At 50.7% G+C, this 16,102-nt stretch carries 18 protein-coding genes; 1 reads left to right on the forward strand and 17 read right to left on the reverse strand.

Going from position 1 to position 16,102, the window contains the following annotated elements; translation table 11 throughout:
- Nucleotides 1–45 precede the first annotated feature (45 nt).
- From MKZ15_RS12545 to MKZ15_RS12560, 4 genes are all read right to left on the reverse strand, one after another.
- Nucleotides 46–858 (reverse strand): HAD family hydrolase, encoded by an 813-nt coding sequence (locus MKZ15_RS12545; RefSeq protein ID WP_339816399.1) that lies wholly within the window; start codon nt 856–858, stop codon nt 46–48.
- Between the two features lie 48 nt (nt 859–906).
- Nucleotides 907–1,437 carry a hypothetical protein gene (locus MKZ15_RS12550; RefSeq protein WP_339816400.1) on the reverse strand — a complete coding sequence of 177 codons (531 nt, stop codon included), beginning with the start codon at nt 1,435–1,437 and terminating at the stop codon, nt 907–909.
- A gap of 12 nt (nt 1,438–1,449) precedes the next feature.
- Nucleotides 1,450–1,623, reverse strand: a complete 174-nt coding sequence (locus tag MKZ15_RS12555) for a DUF896 domain-containing protein (protein WP_155605866.1) — start codon at nt 1,621–1,623, stop codon at nt 1,450–1,452.
- Nucleotides 1,624–1,787: 164 nt separating this feature from the next.
- Nucleotides 1,788–2,084 carry a LysM peptidoglycan-binding domain-containing protein gene (locus MKZ15_RS12560; RefSeq protein ID WP_239483837.1) on the reverse strand — a complete coding sequence of 99 codons (297 nt, stop codon included), beginning with the start codon at nt 2,082–2,084 and terminating at the stop codon, nt 1,788–1,790.
- 278 nt (nt 2,085–2,362) lie between these two features.
- Here MKZ15_RS12560 and lexA point away from each other — a divergent pair, with 278 nt between their 5' ends.
- Nucleotides 2,363–2,989, forward strand: a complete 627-nt coding sequence (gene lexA / locus MKZ15_RS12565) for a transcriptional repressor LexA (protein ID WP_155605864.1) — start codon at nt 2,363–2,365, stop codon at nt 2,987–2,989.
- 106 nt (nt 2,990–3,095) lie between these two features.
- Here the strand turns inward: lexA and MKZ15_RS12570 are convergent, their stop codons facing one another.
- The 13 genes from MKZ15_RS12570 to MKZ15_RS12630 all read right to left on the reverse strand — a co-directional run bounded on the left by MKZ15_RS12570 (nt 3,096) and on the right by MKZ15_RS12630 (nt 16,099).
- Nucleotides 3,096–3,248 (reverse strand): hypothetical protein, encoded by a 153-nt coding sequence (locus tag MKZ15_RS12570; protein WP_167521191.1) that lies wholly within the window; start codon nt 3,246–3,248, stop codon nt 3,096–3,098.
- A gap of 225 nt (nt 3,249–3,473) precedes the next feature.
- Nucleotides 3,474–4,811 (reverse strand): type I glutamate--ammonia ligase, encoded by a 1,338-nt coding sequence (gene glnA / locus MKZ15_RS12575; protein WP_193416165.1) that lies wholly within the window; start codon nt 4,809–4,811, stop codon nt 3,474–3,476.
- Between the two features lie 26 nt (nt 4,812–4,837).
- Nucleotides 4,838–5,248 (reverse strand): MerR family transcriptional regulator, encoded by a 411-nt coding sequence (locus MKZ15_RS12580; RefSeq protein ID WP_155605861.1) that lies wholly within the window; start codon nt 5,246–5,248, stop codon nt 4,838–4,840.
- Between the two features lie 82 nt (nt 5,249–5,330).
- On the reverse strand, nt 5,331–6,584 hold the full coding sequence (locus tag MKZ15_RS12585) for a methionine gamma-lyase family protein (protein ID WP_193416164.1): 1,254 nt from the start codon (nt 6,582–6,584) through the stop codon (nt 5,331–5,333).
- 18 nt (nt 6,585–6,602) lie between these two features.
- Complete coding sequence (gene hflX, locus MKZ15_RS12590) at nt 6,603–7,937, reverse strand: GTPase HflX (protein ID WP_240908660.1); 1,335 nt, start codon at nt 7,935–7,937, stop codon at nt 6,603–6,605.
- A gap of 379 nt (nt 7,938–8,316) precedes the next feature.
- Entirely contained in the window at nt 8,317–9,300 is a 984-nt protein-coding gene (locus MKZ15_RS12595) for an AAA family ATPase (protein ID WP_155605859.1), read from the reverse strand.
- 112 nt (nt 9,301–9,412) lie between these two features.
- On the reverse strand, nt 9,413–10,096 hold the full coding sequence (locus MKZ15_RS12600) for a YdcF family protein (RefSeq protein ID WP_339816403.1): 684 nt from the start codon (nt 10,094–10,096) through the stop codon (nt 9,413–9,415).
- 3 nt (nt 10,097–10,099) lie between these two features.
- Nucleotides 10,100–10,660: a DUF402 domain-containing protein gene (locus tag MKZ15_RS12605; RefSeq protein WP_155605857.1), complete on the reverse strand. Its 561-nt coding sequence runs from the start codon at nt 10,658–10,660 to the stop codon at nt 10,100–10,102.
- Between the two features lie 156 nt (nt 10,661–10,816).
- A complete protein-coding gene (locus MKZ15_RS12610; RefSeq protein ID WP_339816404.1) occupies nt 10,817–13,399 on the reverse strand; it encodes a PBP1A family penicillin-binding protein in 2,583 nt (860 codons plus the stop codon).
- Nucleotides 13,400–13,528: 129 nt separating this feature from the next.
- Entirely contained in the window at nt 13,529–13,753 is a 225-nt protein-coding gene (locus MKZ15_RS12615) for a hypothetical protein (RefSeq protein WP_339816405.1), read from the reverse strand.
- A 338-nt stretch (nt 13,754–14,091) separates the two neighbouring features.
- Entirely contained in the window at nt 14,092–14,331 is a 240-nt protein-coding gene (hfq, locus tag MKZ15_RS12620) for an RNA chaperone Hfq (RefSeq protein ID WP_016312028.1), read from the reverse strand.
- 24 nt (nt 14,332–14,355) lie between these two features.
- On the reverse strand, nt 14,356–15,330 hold the full coding sequence (gene miaA, locus MKZ15_RS12625) for a tRNA (adenosine(37)-N6)-dimethylallyltransferase MiaA (RefSeq protein WP_339816406.1): 975 nt from the start codon (nt 15,328–15,330) through the stop codon (nt 14,356–14,358).
- A complete protein-coding gene (locus tag MKZ15_RS12630) occupies nt 15,314–16,099 on the reverse strand; it encodes a class I SAM-dependent methyltransferase (protein WP_339816407.1) in 786 nt (261 codons plus the stop codon). Before MKZ15_RS12630 ends, miaA begins: the two co-directional genes overlap by 17 nt.
- Nucleotides 16,100–16,102: the final 3 nt, after the last annotated feature.

Below are 16,102 nucleotides of genomic sequence, written 5' to 3' on the forward strand. Positions count from 1 at the left end.
TTCCCTCCTTCCGCGACGGCTCCCGCCTCGTCATGTCGATCGTTCTTAGGTTGGATTAACCGAAGAGAGCTTGTCCAGAAGCTCATGCAATTCGGACAAGTGTTTGATCTCATAATCCGGTATGATTTCGCCGCTTAGCGTTTTGCCGTCCCGATTGACCCAGACAGCCGTCATGCCGACACTGAGCGCACCTTTGATATCCGTCGTCAGCTTATCCCCGACCATGATCCCCTCACCGGGTTCGATCGCCAACCGTTCCAGCGCATGCCGAAAAATAGACGAATCCGGTTTGCCTTTGCCAAAGTTTCCGGAAATGACAATCTCATCAAAATACGGTGCCAGTTCCGGCACCCCATCCAGTTTCTCCTGCTGAAGCGCCGGACAACCATTCGTCAACAGCAATAGCTTCACTTTGCCTTTCAATTCCTTAAGAACCTGGAACGTTTCCTCGTATACGTGGGGACGAGAGCGGCGTTCGCGTCCGAATTGCTCCGCCAACTCGCCGGCCAGCACCTCGTCATCGACTCCAAGTGCTAGCAGACCACGCCGCCAAGACTCCTTGCGATAGATCGGGGCTAACTGCTCCAATTGGCGAAATTCCGGTTGTTCCCCTGCAGAGAACGTTGCCCATAATCCCTCAAACGGATTGATACCAATCATCGTTGTGAAAGGATAGGTTTCATAGGATTCATACAAGCTCCGGGCTTCCCGGCGTACTGCCTCTTCCAGTTCTTCGGGATATAAACTCCCCAACTTGGCCGCCGCGCTTTCACATGTCGCCGCAAAAGCTTCTCTTACGCTCCGCTCATCCCAGAGCAGCGTGTCGTCCAGGTCAAAACATACCGCTTTGATCGTCATTCGTCCCAGCCCTCTCCGTTCTATCGCTTTATACTTGCAAATGTGGTTCTATTCTTTCTCCAGTTTTACATGATGGGTATTGGCATACAGTTCCAACCGCGTGGCCATTGCTTCCGTATCGAAGCGGTTGCGTGTGCGGTAGAACACCCATTTGGGTTCCCGTGTTATCGGTTCAATCACAATTTTGTTCCGGCTAACCTTGATTTTGCTAATGTTACCGGCATCCAGCATGCGATCACGATTGAATTTCGAGGTGTACAGCCAGCTCTTGTTGATGCGCAAATAAGGCTTGCGAAGAAAAATGGCCAAAGCCAGCACAATATACAAAAAGATCGTCGCCCAATACAGCACCGAGTTCACTTCCGCAGAATTGCCGATGATCCCTACGCCGCCATACAGAAGGGCTAACAGGAACAAGAGAAAAGGCAAAATGATGTTGCGCCCTTTAAAAACATCACCTTCCCCGTTTGCCCCAAGCGTCGACCGTGAATTTCGCGTCGTCTGCCCAACTTGCGGTCCCTTGCCTTTCTTATTCATTCTTACTTGATTACGTTCTACTTTGCGATCAAACGAACCCATACCCGTTCCTCCCTATTTATCTACAATCTCGATCGACTCGAGCTGGTGCCGAAAATTCCTGCGAACGTTTTGCAGATACGTTTCCCGAAGCTGGGCTCTTTCCAATAGCTCGTCTTGCGATAATCCTTCTTCTTTGGCTTTTCGAGCCAGCTCATTAATCCGCTTAACCAACGCATCAATATCCATAAGTTCCTCCCACTTCTATATATACTATGCTTCCCATGGTGTTACACAGGGCATTAATTCTTACTTTGACATGAGAAAAAGAGCTTGTCAAGGCGACGGCAACCCCATCCCGCATCCTTGAAACAAGCTCTGGTTCTTCCTATATATCATAACTCGGTTAACCTCTAATGTTTGTTGGGCAACATCAGCGTATCTCCCGCTTGAATCGAGCTGGTACCGAGCCCATTGGTCCGCATCAACTTCTGAATGTAGACTCGCGTATCTTGACCTTGAGGCTTATGAGCCACGGCAATTTCCCACAAGGTATCTCCAGGCATCACTACAACATATTCTGCCCGCTCTTCCGTCGCGGAGTTGTCGATGGACGCTGCAAAGGCCTGTACCATACCGGTGCATGTGATGCTGAGAATGATCAGAAGCACGGCAATTTTGGACAATCTACTCTTCAGAAATGTACTCATATGTAATCTTCTTTCCATAGGACGACGAAAAGAAGGTTGTTCGTAGATGCTTTGATAGGAACTGTATTTCAACATATAACCATCACTCCAAACAAGTGTTCTGTTTTATGTAATCAATATAACACGAACATTTGTTTGATTCAATAGTTTTTTCGAACGGTTGTTCCTATTTTTTTAGCTTTCGTATATTGATCTCTCTTTTTAGAACTAATGTTTGTACGAACGGAAGTTCTGTGTTATAATTTTTCCAAACGTTACTAAATGGGGTTGATCCGTACATGTCAAAGGTATCGAGCCGGCAACAGGCCATTCTTGAATTCATTCGCAACGAAGTACGCGCCAAAGGTTATCCACCTTCCGTACGTGAGATAGGGGAAGCCGTCGGATTGGCGTCCAGTTCCACCGTTCACGGCCATCTGGACCGCCTGGAGAAGAAAGGGTTCATCCGGCGCGACCCGACGAAGCCGCGTGCCATCGAGTTGTTGGGCCAAGAAGAGTCGGAGAATTACAATTTGTTTGCACATAGCATTGCCCGCGTTCCCGTTGTCGGGAAAGTAACTGCAGGCATGCCGATCACGGCAACGGAGAATATTGAAGATTATTTTCCCCTGCCAGAGCATTACGCTGCTGACGGAGAAGTATTCATGCTTTCCGTGGTTGGCGACAGCATGATCGAAGCCGGAATACATAGTGGGGATTATGTGATCGTCCGCCAACAGCAAACGGCCAACAACGGAGAGATCGTTGTAGCCATGACGGAAGATGACGAGGCGACGGTCAAGACGTTTTATAAAGAGAAAGACCATATTCGCTTGCAGCCGGAGAATTCAACGATGGAACCGCTTCGTTTGAAGCATGTGACCATCCTGGGGAAAGTCGTCGGTCTGTTCCGCGACTTGCACTAATTTTCTAAATATGCGGTAATGATAACATCAAACAGGACGAAGCGATGGGTTTATATCGACTTCGTCCTGTTTGGTTTATCCGCCTTACGCATTCCCTTCCCCCTTACTAATCCCATTCGAGGTCCAGGAAGTGCATTAGATTGTAGCCTGTCTTTTCGCGGCGGCCGCGTGTGCCCCAACCAAATCCGGCACGTTCTGCTATCCACCACTGCTTTAACCGGTAGCGACGGCGTTGGTATCTTTTCAATTCGGTCACCATGTGACTACCTCCTTAATTCAATTCATCTCCCCCATCCTTTGCGCTTAGCTTGACCCAATACTTTCAAACGTATGTAAATAGGAACAAACCATTTGATGTCAAATCATTATCATTGGTCGCACATCTTGTCCTAATACTTGATTCAACGTACCCAGATACATGGATGCGTTTTACAAAAAAAAATCCCCCAACGCCAGGCGTTGAGGGATATGCGTAAACTTATTCTTAATACAATGTCATATATTGATCGCGTTCCCATTGATGAACTTGGGTACGGAAGATGTCCCATTCGATTTCTTTCAACTCGTAGAAATGAGTCAACGCATGGTCACCCAACGCTTCGCTGATAATTTCGCTTCGCAGCAGTTCGCCAAGCGCTTCCTTCAAGTCGGACGGAAGACTTGGGATTCCTTCTTCCACGCGTTCTTCCTCAGACATCACATAGATGTTGCGATCGACTGGATCAACAAGCGGGAGCTCCTTCTTGATGCCATCCAGGCCCGCTTTCAACATCACAGCCAAAGCTAAGTAAGGATTAGCAGCCGGGTCCGGGTTGCGCACTTCAACGCGTGTGCTAAGGCCGCGGGAAGCTGGAATTCGGATCATTGGGCTGCGGTTGCTCGAAGACCAGGCCACATAGCAAGGTGCTTCATAACCAGGCACTAGACGTTTGTATGAGTTTACGGTTGGGTTTGTGATGGCTGCAAATGCGCGAGCATGCTTCAGGATACCGGCCATATAGTGGCGTGCTTCGTTGCTCAGGCCCAAGCTATCACTTTCCTCATAAAACGCGTTCACGTTACCTTTGAACAATGATTGGTGGCAATGCATCCCCGAACCATTCACGCCGAACAACGGCTTCGGCATAAACGTGGCATGAAGCCCATGCTGACGTGCAATCGTCTTAACAACCAGTTTGAAGGTTTGGATTTGGTCAGCGGCTTTGATCGCACTCGCGTATTTAAAGTCGATCTCATGTTGACCCGGAGCCACTTCATGGTGGGAAGCTTCGATTTCAAAGCCCATTTCTTCCAGTGTCAATACGATTTCACGGCGGCAATTCTCGCCGAGGTCCGTAGGGGCCAAATCGAAGTAACCGCCTTGGTCATTCAACTCGGTAGTAGGGTTGCCTTTATCGTCGGTTTTGAACAGGAAGAACTCCGGTTCCGGCCCAACATTCATCGCGGTGTAGCCCATCTCTTCGGCTTCCTTCAGCGCGCGTTTCAAAATCCCACGCGGATCGCCGGCAAACGGTGTACCGTCAGGCATATATACATCACAAATCAAACGTGCTACGCGATCCTCCGTCACCCAAGGGAAAATGACCCAAGTGTCCAGATCCGGGAAGAGATACATGTCGGACTCCTCGATACGAACATATCCTTCGATGGAAGAACCATCAAACATCATCTTGTTGTCCAACGCCTTCTCCAATTGGCTGACCGGAATTTCCACGTTTTTAATCGTTCCCAGCAAATCTGTGAACTGCAAACGAATAAAACGTACATTTTCTTCCTTGGCGATGCGTAAAATGTCTTCTTTGGTGTAATTCGAGTAACTCACCCTAACCTCTCCCAACGTTTAGATTATTATTTTTTGAAAAACCGCGACAGTTCGCCTTGGATCAAAGAAACTTGCCCCGGTTTGCTACCTGACACCAACTGCTGCTTCAACATACGGTAAATTTGGGAATCCGTCATTTCCTTCCGCTTCTCCTCGGTATCCTTCGTGATGACCGTCGCATCTAGAGATTCACGGGACATTGGGTTCATGACTTGCTTGATCCCGGCGATGTTCACGCCTTTATCGATGAGGCCCTTGATCTCCAGCAAGCGTTCGACATCATTGAGGGAAAACATTCGCTGATTCCCCGAGGTTCGCGCAGGTACAATCAATTCATGCTGCTCGTAATATCGTATTTGTCTTGCCGTTAAATCCGTAAGTTTCATAACGATACCAATAGGAAACAAGGCCATATTTCTGCGAATTTCCTCACTCATCGCTCTCAACCTTCCATTTCGATTCTCATGACCTTATCATATGTGAGTTATCCTGACATGTCAATAGATATGTTAGGATAACTTACAACAAGTTACGATCCTTCATCGTCTGAAGTGCGGTCAGGAGACCAAATTTAACATGAGAATAGGTTAAGCCTCCCTGCATATAAGCGATATAGGGGGCGCGAATCGGAGCATCCGCAGACAATTCCAGGCTTCCGCCTTGAATAAATGTCCCGGCCGCCATAATAACCGGGTGTTCATAACCCGGCATATCCCAAGCCTCGGGTACGACGTGGCCGTCTACAGCAGCGGCCCGTTGAATGCCCTGCACGAACGCAATGAGTTGCTCCGGTGCACTAAAGGCAATCGCTTGGATAAGATCCGTGCGCGGATCCTGCCATCCTGGCCGGCTTTGGAATCCCGCTTTCTCAAACAAAGCAGCGGCCAGAATGCTGCCTTTGACAGCTTGTCCTACGATCGTCGGGGCCAAGAACAGCCCTTGGTAGATTCCACGGGTTGTCCCCAACATCGCCCCGACTTCACCGCCGATCCCCGGTGCGGTCAAACGGTATGAGGCTAGTTTAACCAACTCCTGCCGTCCGCAAATATAACCCCCGGTTTCGGCCAAGCCACCGCCAGGATTTTTTATCAACGATCCGGCGATCAGGTCTGCCCCAACCTCCGTTGGTTCGCGTTCTTCGGTAAACTCGCCGTAGCAATTGTCCACAAAGACGATCAGATCCGGCTTGATCTCTTTCACGCGCCGGACCATCTCCTCGATCCGTGCGATGGTGAACGAGTCCCTCCAATCGTAACCTCGGGATCGCTGGATCCCGATTACCTTCGTCCTATCGGTAATTTTTTCCCTTACCGCCTGCCAATCGACTGTTCCATCGCTTAGCAATCCTGCTTCGTTATACGTGATCCCAAAATCCTGTAGCGAGCCGCTACCGTCTCCTGGTGTCCCTATCACTTTATGTAGTGTATCATAAGGACGACCTGTGATGTAGAGCAGTTCGTCCCCGGGCCGTAAGACCCCGAACAACGCCGTAGCGATCGTATGCGTGCCGGAAGCGAAATGCGGCCGCACCAGCGCGGCTTCTGCACCGAATACGTCCGCATATACAAGATCCAACACTTCACGGCCCCGGTCGTTATAAGCATAACCCGTCGAACCCGCAAAATGATAATCGCTGACTTGGTGGCGCTGAAAGGCTTCAATCACCTTCCATTGGTTTTGATCGACGATCCGGTCGACCTCCCGAAACCGGCTTCCCGCCTGTTGTTCGGCATCTTCCAGCCATTGTACAATTTCCTCAGAAAATCCTGCCATCGTTACGTTATCTCTCCCTTAATCCATTCCGTCGTTTGTCGTGCTTCCCTCTGTGAGAACTGGTTTAGGGATCGCAAAAGGAGCTAGCCGGTATCCATACTTATCGAAATCCGCCTGATTCACATCGATTTCGTAAATCATGACATCCTCGTCCATCTGCTTGTCCACCACTTCTCCTACCCGATACAACACCGGGGTGAGATCGCCTCGTTCTGCAGGAATCCGAAACGTCTTGGTTCCGCCAGACAACTTGCGCTGCACGGCTTCGCGTATCGTCGCAAGATCCCCTTCGTCAAACGCGGAAATCTTCAAGTACCCTTCGCCTGTCGGCAGCATTTGCAGCCGTTCAGGCGGGCAGATATCCTTTTTGTTAAACAACACGATCTGAGGCTTTCCCCCTGCACCCAAATCGTTTAATATTCGATCCACCACTTTCACTTGCTCTTCGCGCATCGGCGAGGAGGCATCGACGACATGCAATATGAGGTCCGCCTCGTTAACTTCTTCTAACGTAGCCCGGAAGGCAGCGACCAAATCGTGTGGTAGATTTTGAATGAATCCTACCGTGTCCGTCAGCACCACTTCCTTACCGCCTGAGAGCGGAAGAAGCCGGGTCGTTGGATCAAGCGTAGCGAAAAGCTGATTCTCAACGAATACATCTGCAGAAGTCATTGCCTTAAGCAGCGTCGACTTACCGGCGTTGGTATAGCCGACCAGAGCAATTTGTACCACCCCGGTTTCTTTACGACGTGCCCGGTGCAACTGACGGTGTCGAGTGACCTCCTCCAGTTGACGTTTCAGCTCGCCGATTCGCCGGCGAATATGGCGTCGATCCGTTTCCAACTGACTTTCGCCTGGACCCCGAGTGCCAATCCCGCCGCCTAGGCGAGACAGGTTTTTGCCGTGGCCGGACAATCGCGGGAGCAGGTAAGTCAATTGAGCTAGCTCCACCTGGATAATGCCTTCCCTCGTTTTGGCTCGCTGCGCGAAAATATCAAGGATCAGCTGGGTTCGGTCGATGATTTTGACGTCCAGCATTTCCTCCAAGTTGCGGACCTGGGCTCCGGACAATTCCTGATCGAAAATCGCTGTATTAGCGCCTCGTTGCTGGATGACTTCGCGAAGCTCAAGCACCTTTCCCTTTCCGATGAACCACCTCGGGTCGGGTTTATCGCGATTTTGTACGATGGATTCAGCAACCTCGACCCCAGCTGTCTCGGCCAGCTGCACCAATTCGGCCAGAGAATATTCGGGGTCGACGCCGCTTTGCTTCGTTTCCGGTGTCACCAAGCTCACCAGTACGGCTACGTCCGGACGATGGGTGGTGGTCTCGTGCATTTGCAACCTCGGCATCATCACTACTCCTTAAAAGGGTATCAAAAAAACGGCGGCACTTCACGGTGCTTATTCAGAGTTGCTCTTTCGGCGTCGAATCTTGAATTCAGCCGGGACCTCCGTTGCTCATGTAGGTTTCCCTACGCTCCGCTACTCGTTCCCTTGCTTCATCCAACCTTCTCGGTGCTGAGCCCCCGTTTTTTTGCTCATGATTTGAATCGGGTATCAAAAAAACGGCGGCACTTCACGATGCTTATTCAGAGTTGCTGTTTCGGCGTCGAATCTTGAATTCAGCCGGGACCTCCGTTGCTCACGTAGGTTTCCCTACGCTCCGCTACTCGTTCCCTTGCTTCAACCAACCTTCTCGGTGCTGAGCCCCCGTTTTTTTGCTCATCTCTCACGTCTTCTTGGCGTCAAGCTTCAGGTCCTCGGTACGGAGGGTCATCAGCTCTAGCTTGCCCGGCGAACCGCCGCCATATTGATGAAGCAGACGCACGGCCTGCTGCCGGACGGATCGTTCGATCACGTTACGTACATAGCGGGCATTGCTGAATACTTGCTCGCTTTCGCATTTCTCCCGCAGCAAATGCTGCTTTAACTTGAGTATCGCCTGAGGCATCAAGATATAATCGCGTTCCTTCGCCATCCCTTCGGCAATTTGAATCAGCTGATCAATCGAATAGTCCGGAAAGTCCATCTGAATCGGAAAACGGGAGGGCAGCCCTGGGTTAGTCGATAGAAAAAAGTCCATCTCATCCGAGTACCCCGCCAGGATAAGGATGAATTGATTCTTGTGATCCTCCATCGCTTTGACCAAGGTATCGATCGCCTCTTTGCCGAAGTCTTTCTCGCCCCCTCGTGCCAAGCTGTAAGCTTCATCAATAAACAAAATGCCGCCGAGTGACTTCTTTACCAAATCACGCGTTTTCTGTGCCGTGTGACCGATGTACTCACCAACCAGATCGGCACGCTCCACTTCGATCAAATGTCCTTTGCTAAGCACCCCCATGCGTTGAAACATTTTAGCGACGATTCGTGCCACGGTGGTTTTACCGGTACCCGGATTGCCCTTGAACACCATGTGATACACCTGAGCGCCGGACAACAGTCCTGCTTCCGAGCGCATCGAGGCGATTTGCAAAAGCGCATATATCTCGTACATTAGATCCTTAATATGATCTAAACCGATCAGGTGATCCAGTTCCTTTTGAATTTCGGCAAAAAGCCCTTGCTGCGGCAACCCTTTTGCCGACGCTTGAGGCTCGCTATCCGCAATCGCCTGCGAGACGACAGGCGGTTCAGTGCTGCGGAGAATCACGTTGATTTGACGCGACGGTCTCTCATCGGAAGAGCCGTTTCTGGCCATGACACGCCCAGACATAGGAAATCACCTCTTTATAAAGGTAGGGCTGAGAGGAAGTTCACAAAGCCAACTTGTTGAACACACATCTAAATGTATTCTCTCTCCCTGTCCGTTATTAGAAGTTTTGTCATCATATCAGGCCTATGGCAAGTCCTATTTGATCGAGCTTCCATTTTGTATACGCCAAAATTTCCCGGATCGTGTTGGGGATGGGCTTCAAAACCCTGGTTTCGGTTAACGAAAGTCTTGGTTCCTCGTAATCCAGGGCTCTGGCAATTTCAAGCGCGCGGTTACCATGATAGGTATGCGTCACAATTAATGCTGACGAAAGCCCCCGCTCCTTCATCATATCCTGGCTGAATTTGAGGTTCTCATAGGTACTGGTCGCTTTATTTTCAAGCAGCATCTTGTCCCGAGGCACTCCGTGCTGCTCCAAATAATTCGCCATCCCCTCCGCTTCGGTATAGTTTGAGGTCGACGTATCCAATCCTCCGGTAAGGAGAAACAATTGAAATCTCCCCGCTTCAAAATCCTTTAGGCTTTGTTCCAGCCGCTCCCGAAGCCCTGGACTAGGCTCGTCTCCCCACAGGGCCGCCCCAAGGACAATCCCGACATCCGCCGGCTCGCTTAATGTGGAATTGGCCGCAGGATTCCGCTCTACGCTGCCGATCTGAGCCAGCACAAACAACATCCAACCTATCCCGAGGAGAATGAACAAGAGTCCCCAACGAAAAATCCGCTTCCCAACCCGGGCTCTTCGTTTCTCAAGTGTTTGACCTAACAACACGTTTCCGCTTGGTTTGGCATGACGCATGGTTTATCCCCCTGGCTGATTCGGCTCCGAAGTCATAAACCCGCTCTGGTAATGATCCAGGGACAGGCGGAAATAGGGGAAACGCCGTTCCTTAATGTCGTGAAGTAGTCGCTGGGCCGTCTCCGTTGCCAGATCATAGTCTTTGACAGATATGAGACCTTTCGTTAACGCTTCGTCAAGTTCATCTTCATCCAATAAAAACACTTCGCGATTTTTCAGCACGACGATATCCAAATACAAATCATCAAACCAAGGTACCCCTTGGTCGGTGACCCCTTGCGTCTTGCAAATATCGATGTACCATTCCACGATCTCACCGTGATCATCAAACATTGCCGTCACGACGAAATGAGCTCCCTTAGGATAATACTGCAGCCAGGTGTAACCCTTGTCGGCGATCCGGAAGGTGTGTCCCCCGTAGGTCTTCCATAGCGGATCACGCAGGGCAAAAATGCTGTACAGTGTGACATATCCCGTAAACTCGTCGCTCTCCACAAACTTGGATTTGAATTGACGATGGGTTACACGGCGCCAATTCGCGCGGTCTCCGAATTTTCGCTTCATAAATAAGTTCCCTTTCAACACAATGTACTATCAGCTTACCATATTTGAAAGAGAGTCACAAAAACCATTTTCACACGAAAAAAAAACAACCCCCAGCCAAGCTTTAGAGCTGGGCTGAGGGTTGGCTTTCATGTCATGCGTATTCCGAAATTCCGGCTATCCGCCGACTCCCGTGGTTCCATCCGTAGTCCCCGTCGGGACATCGGCACCGGTTCCGGCACCGCCGTTGTCTGGCGGAACGATGACGCCTCCGTCATCATCCATTGGGGGGAGATCCGTACCATTCCCACTGCCATCCCCCCCGTTTCCGTTGCCGTTTCCGTTTCCATTCCCGTTTCCGTTGCCATTGCCATTGTTTTGACCGTTACCGTTTCCTTGGCCATTGCCCGGCGGAACACCTTGGTTGCCGTCACCATTGCCCGGAAGGTTAGGATCGACCGGTGTTCCGGTATCCGAACCTGGGGTTTCATTACCTGCAGGCGGCTCGACGTTATCAATCAACACTTGGGCGTTGTTGGACGGCTCGCTTTCCACGGCATTAACCGGATCATAGGCTGTTACATAATAAACGTATCCGGTTCCCGGTGTAACGCCGATATCCTCCGCCTCTGTCGATACGGAATCCATGATATGGGTGAACTTCGTTTCGGACGCTTCACGACGGTAAATATGATATACCGCGTCGGCGGTTTCAACGCCGGTCCATTGGAGCGATACCGCTCCGCTGTCCGGATTATAGGCAGCGGTTAATCCCGTCGGTGCTGCCGTTACCGTTTGATCCTCCGGTTCTTCTTGTTGTAAGTTGCCCGGAACCGGGAACGATTTCACAGGCATGCCTTGCAACGCTTCCTTCATCACAGCGGCGAACAAGGCCGCCGTTTGGCCGCTACTGCCGTTTAATAGATGGTTCTTATCGGGGTTGTCATACCCCATCCAAACAGCGCCGGTCCATTCCGGCGTATAACCCACAAACCAGACATCGCGGTTTTTACTGCTTCTCAGCCCCGGGATCCCGTGTTGTGTTGTCCCTGTTTTACCGGCAACAGGACGGTCCAACTTTGCCCGTTTCCCGGTACCGTCGTTAACGACGTTTTGCAGCATCGACGTCATGTAATACGCCGTTTGTTCGCTGATGACTCGTTTTGGTTTCGGTGCGTTGTATTTGTATTTTTCCACACCATCATGGTCGACGATCGATTTGATGGAATACGGCGGGTTATACGAACCGCCATTCGCGAATACGCTGAACGCTCCGGCCATCTCCAGCGTGTTCGTGCCGTAAGTCAGGCCACCGAGAGCAATGGCCAGGTTGCGGTCGTTTTTGTCCATTTTGATGCCCATCGCTTCAGCATATTTGACACCGGTGCCTGCGCCAATCTCGTTAAGCAGCCAAACGGCTGGGATATTCTCCGATTTCGTCAAAGCATCCGTCAGGTTAATCGTCTTGGAGTAACCGTGCAGGTTCGATGGACAGTAATCGCCGAAGCACTGCTTCTCATTGCTGATCTGCGAGTCCGGTGTAAATTTGCCGGATTCCAGTGCCGGTGCATACGATACGATCGGCTTGAAAGACGATCCCGGCTGCCGGCGGCTGTTCAATCGGCTGAAGCCTTTGCGTTCGTAGTCTCGGCCGCCGAGCAGAGCGATCAAGCTGCCATTCTCATGGTTCATGATCACCATGGAAGCCTGCACCTGCTGGTCGTCCTTGCTTTTTTCGAAGAAATCATCGTTTTCGAAGGCTTTCTCCAACGCTTTCTGCGCTCTTGCATCCATCGTTGTGTAGATTTTGTAGCCACCGCGGTTCAATTCGTCCTCGGTCAGCCCAAATTTCTCCTCAGCTTCTTCCACGACATAGTCCTTGAAAGCAAGGTAGCTTTGGTTTTTCACCGGCGGCTCGTAATCGTAATCTACCGCCTTTGCTTCGTCTCGCTGTTCTGCGGTAATATACCCTTCCTGAAACATGAGATCAAGCACCACCGCGCGCCGTTCTTTGGACAACTCGGGATTCTTCAGCGGATTGTATCGGGATGGTGCCTTCGGCATCGCCGCCAGCGTAGCGATCTCCCACACGTCGAGTTTATTCAAATCACTTTTCCCAAAATAACGAATGGACGCAGCTTTAATGCCATAAACAGTTCCGCCAAAAGGAATCCGGTTCAAGTACAACGTCAGAATTTCATCCTTCGTCTTGTGGCGTTCCAAAGCCATGGCAATCGACATCTCGGTTGCTTTACGGAAGAACGTTTTGTCCGCGCTTAGGAAGATGTTCTTAGCCAGCTGCTGCGTAATCGTACTCCCGCCTTCAACTAAGGAACGGGCTACGATGTCCTTGACCGCCGCCCGGCCGATGGACCACAAATCAACCCCATTATGCTCAAGGAACCGTTTGTCCTCCGTTGCAACGAATGCTTGCTTGAGCAGCTCCGGAATCTGGTCGGCTTCGACGGGCTCGCTTTTGTCGATGGACAATTCGCCCATCAATACCCCGGTGCGGTCATACACCTTCGTCGTTTCATAAACCGTCAGCTTGTCCTCGTTCTGCAGGAGGATTTTCTCACCGCTGACCGTAATGTACATATAGCCTGCAATTGCGCAAAATACCGCAAAAGCAATCGTAAAAAATGAAGTCCACAACACGCGTTTAGCCGTAAGCTTTCTCTTTTTGTGCGCTTTCGGCGTCTTATCCTGTTTGTCCGGCTTGCCGCTTCTTTGCAGCCTTGATGGGCTTTTGCTAGACATGATTTGTTCTGACTCCCTTCCTGCCAGTCTGCTTTGCAAGGTTGTTCAAAAATGAACTTTGGATCACGATGTGAAGCCTTAGAAGACGATTCGGCATCGAATCTTGAATTCATGCAGGTCTTCCGCTGCTCACGTACCAAAACGTACGCTCCGCTGCTCAGCCCCTTCTTCATCCAATCTTCTCGGTGCTTCAAAGCCAATTTTTGAACTTGATTTAGAAGGTTGTTCAAAAATGAACTTTGGATCACGATGTGAAGCCTTAGAAGACGATTCGGCATCGAATCTTGAATTCATGCAGGTCTTCCGCTGCTCACGTACCAAAACGTACGCTCCGCTGCTCAGCCCCTTCTTCATCCAACCTTCTCGGTGCTTCAAAGCCAATTTTTGAACTTGATTTAGAAGGTTGTTCAAAAATGAACTTTGGATCACGATGTGAAGCCTTAGAAGATGATTCGGCATCGAATCTTGAATTCATGCACTTAAAATTATCATATCACCGCACGAGCGCGGGTTCGATGACGGATTCGATGACGTGAGAGTGATTTTTTGAACATAACTGAACCTGTTACCATCATCCCGCATAAGCGCCTGGCTTAAAAGTGCCCGGAAAGAAAAGAACAACCTTGGTTCAGGTTGCTCTGTTCTCATCCTATACTCTTAACGTATTGAAATTCAAAAAGTTTCAGCCTGATTTAATCCTCGTTTTGCGATTCCTGCATGAGCGATACATTCCGCTGCGGCTGGAACGTCGAGATCGCGTGCTTGTACACCATTTGCTGGCGGCCGTCGCTGTCGATGACGATCGTGAAATTATCAAATGCCTTAATCGTCCCTCTGATCTGGAAGCCGTTCGTCAAAAATACGGTGACCGGGATGCTCTCTTTCCGTAATTGGTTCAAAAATGTATCCTGGATGTTAATGGTCTTATTCATAGCCGTACCCCCAATAGGAATCAATTAGTGTTTAGAATTATATTCAAGATCAGCGGGAAACTTTCCTGCTATTATAGCATGGGCCGCCGTCAAAATCCCGGAAAAATTTTCACCATCGCCTACATCGATCCACGCGATATCCTTCATGTGACGGAACCAGGAAAGCTGTCTCTTGGCAAAACGGCGCGTATCCCGCTTCAACTTCTCCACCGCAACTTCGAGCGGAACAGCGTCAATCAGATGTTCGACGATTTCTTTATATCCCAGCCCTTGCATGGAAACCGCTTCACGACTGTATCCTCTGCGGAGAAGCCCTTGAACTTCCTCAACCAGACCAAGTCGCAGCATTGCATCAATTCGCCGTTCAATACGGTTATAAAGCATTTGACGGTCCATTGTCAAACCGATCAGGCAAAGCTCATAGGGCGATTGCTTCTGCTGCTTCTCGAGCTGCGACGATAATGTCTCCCCGGTCAGATGGACGACCTCCAGCGCGCGTATCACTCGACGAACATCGTTGGGATGCAGACGGGCCGCAGATTGGGGATCCATGTCCGCTAATTTCGCGTGCAATGCTTCTGCGCCATGAGTATCCGCAAAGGACTGTTGCTGAGCCCGAAAGTCTTCGTCGGCACCGGCTTCCGTAAACTGGTATTCATAGCATACCGATTCAATGTACAGCCCTGTCCCGCCAACAATAAAAGGAAGTTGCCCGCGGCTGGAAATCTCAGGGATCAGCTTGCGGCACCACTCCTGAAATAACGCGACGGAAAAAGGCTCGTCGGGATCCAGCACATCAATAAGATGATGCGGAATGCCGCCCATCTCTTCCTCGGTGATCTTGGCAGTACCGATATCCATTCCCCGGTACACCTGCATGGAATCGCCGGAAATGATTTCGCAAGACAACGCTCGCGCCAGTTCGATGCTGAGCTTCGTTTTGCCAACCGCGGTCGGCCCAAGCAGCACTAGCAGTTTTGGTTTATCGTTTCGGGTCAAGCGAGATCACTCCATATGCAATCTTGGTATGGGAGCGGCTCTTCGCGATAAACCCCAAACGATCGAATTCCCCGCTCCCGCGCTGCTCTTTCAGAACAACGGATTTTCGAGCGACCCGACAAGCCTCCTTCACTGCATCCGGATCAAGGGAATTCGGATTGGCGAACGCCCGTAGCGGTGAAATGGAAGACGATTCCGCGATCGGGTCGCGGAACATCGGGTCGAAGTAGACGATATCTGCGCTTTTGTCGGGCATGGCCCGCAGCGCGTCCAGATGATTCTTATGTACCGGTTCAATGCGCCGCAACGCTTCGTCAAAGACAGACAGGCCGGAGATATAAAACTTTAACCCTTCATACAACAGGGCCCAGAGGGGCAAAGAATCCTCCAATGCCAGTACTCTCCCCTCAGCCCCTGCTGCAATGGAAAAGACCATTGCGTCAGAACCGAGACCCGCCGTACCGTCGATAATGACGTCGCCGGGAACCACCCCGGCGGCATCTAGCATCGCGTCGTTTTCCCCTTTGAATAGCCGCTTCGCCCGAACATACGCCATACTGGGGTGAAACGTCATCGGTTCACCGCTGGCCCGATGCAGCCGGGCCCCTTGCTCCAGAACAACCAGAATGTCGCTGTCGCCATATCGCTCAGCTAAACGTGGAAGGGACGTCCGGCTGCGTGAGACGTAGGGAATGCCGGCTAAACTTGCTAGTTCCTGCGCCCGACGAACTGTAGCGGGGGTTTCATGGTCTCCCGTAGTAATTAACATGAT

Origin of the sequence: Paenibacillus sp. FSL R7-0216 (assembly GCF_037969915.1) — a bacterium.
Taxonomy (GTDB): Bacteria; Bacillota; Bacilli; order Paenibacillales; family Paenibacillaceae; genus Fontibacillus; species Fontibacillus rhizolycopersici.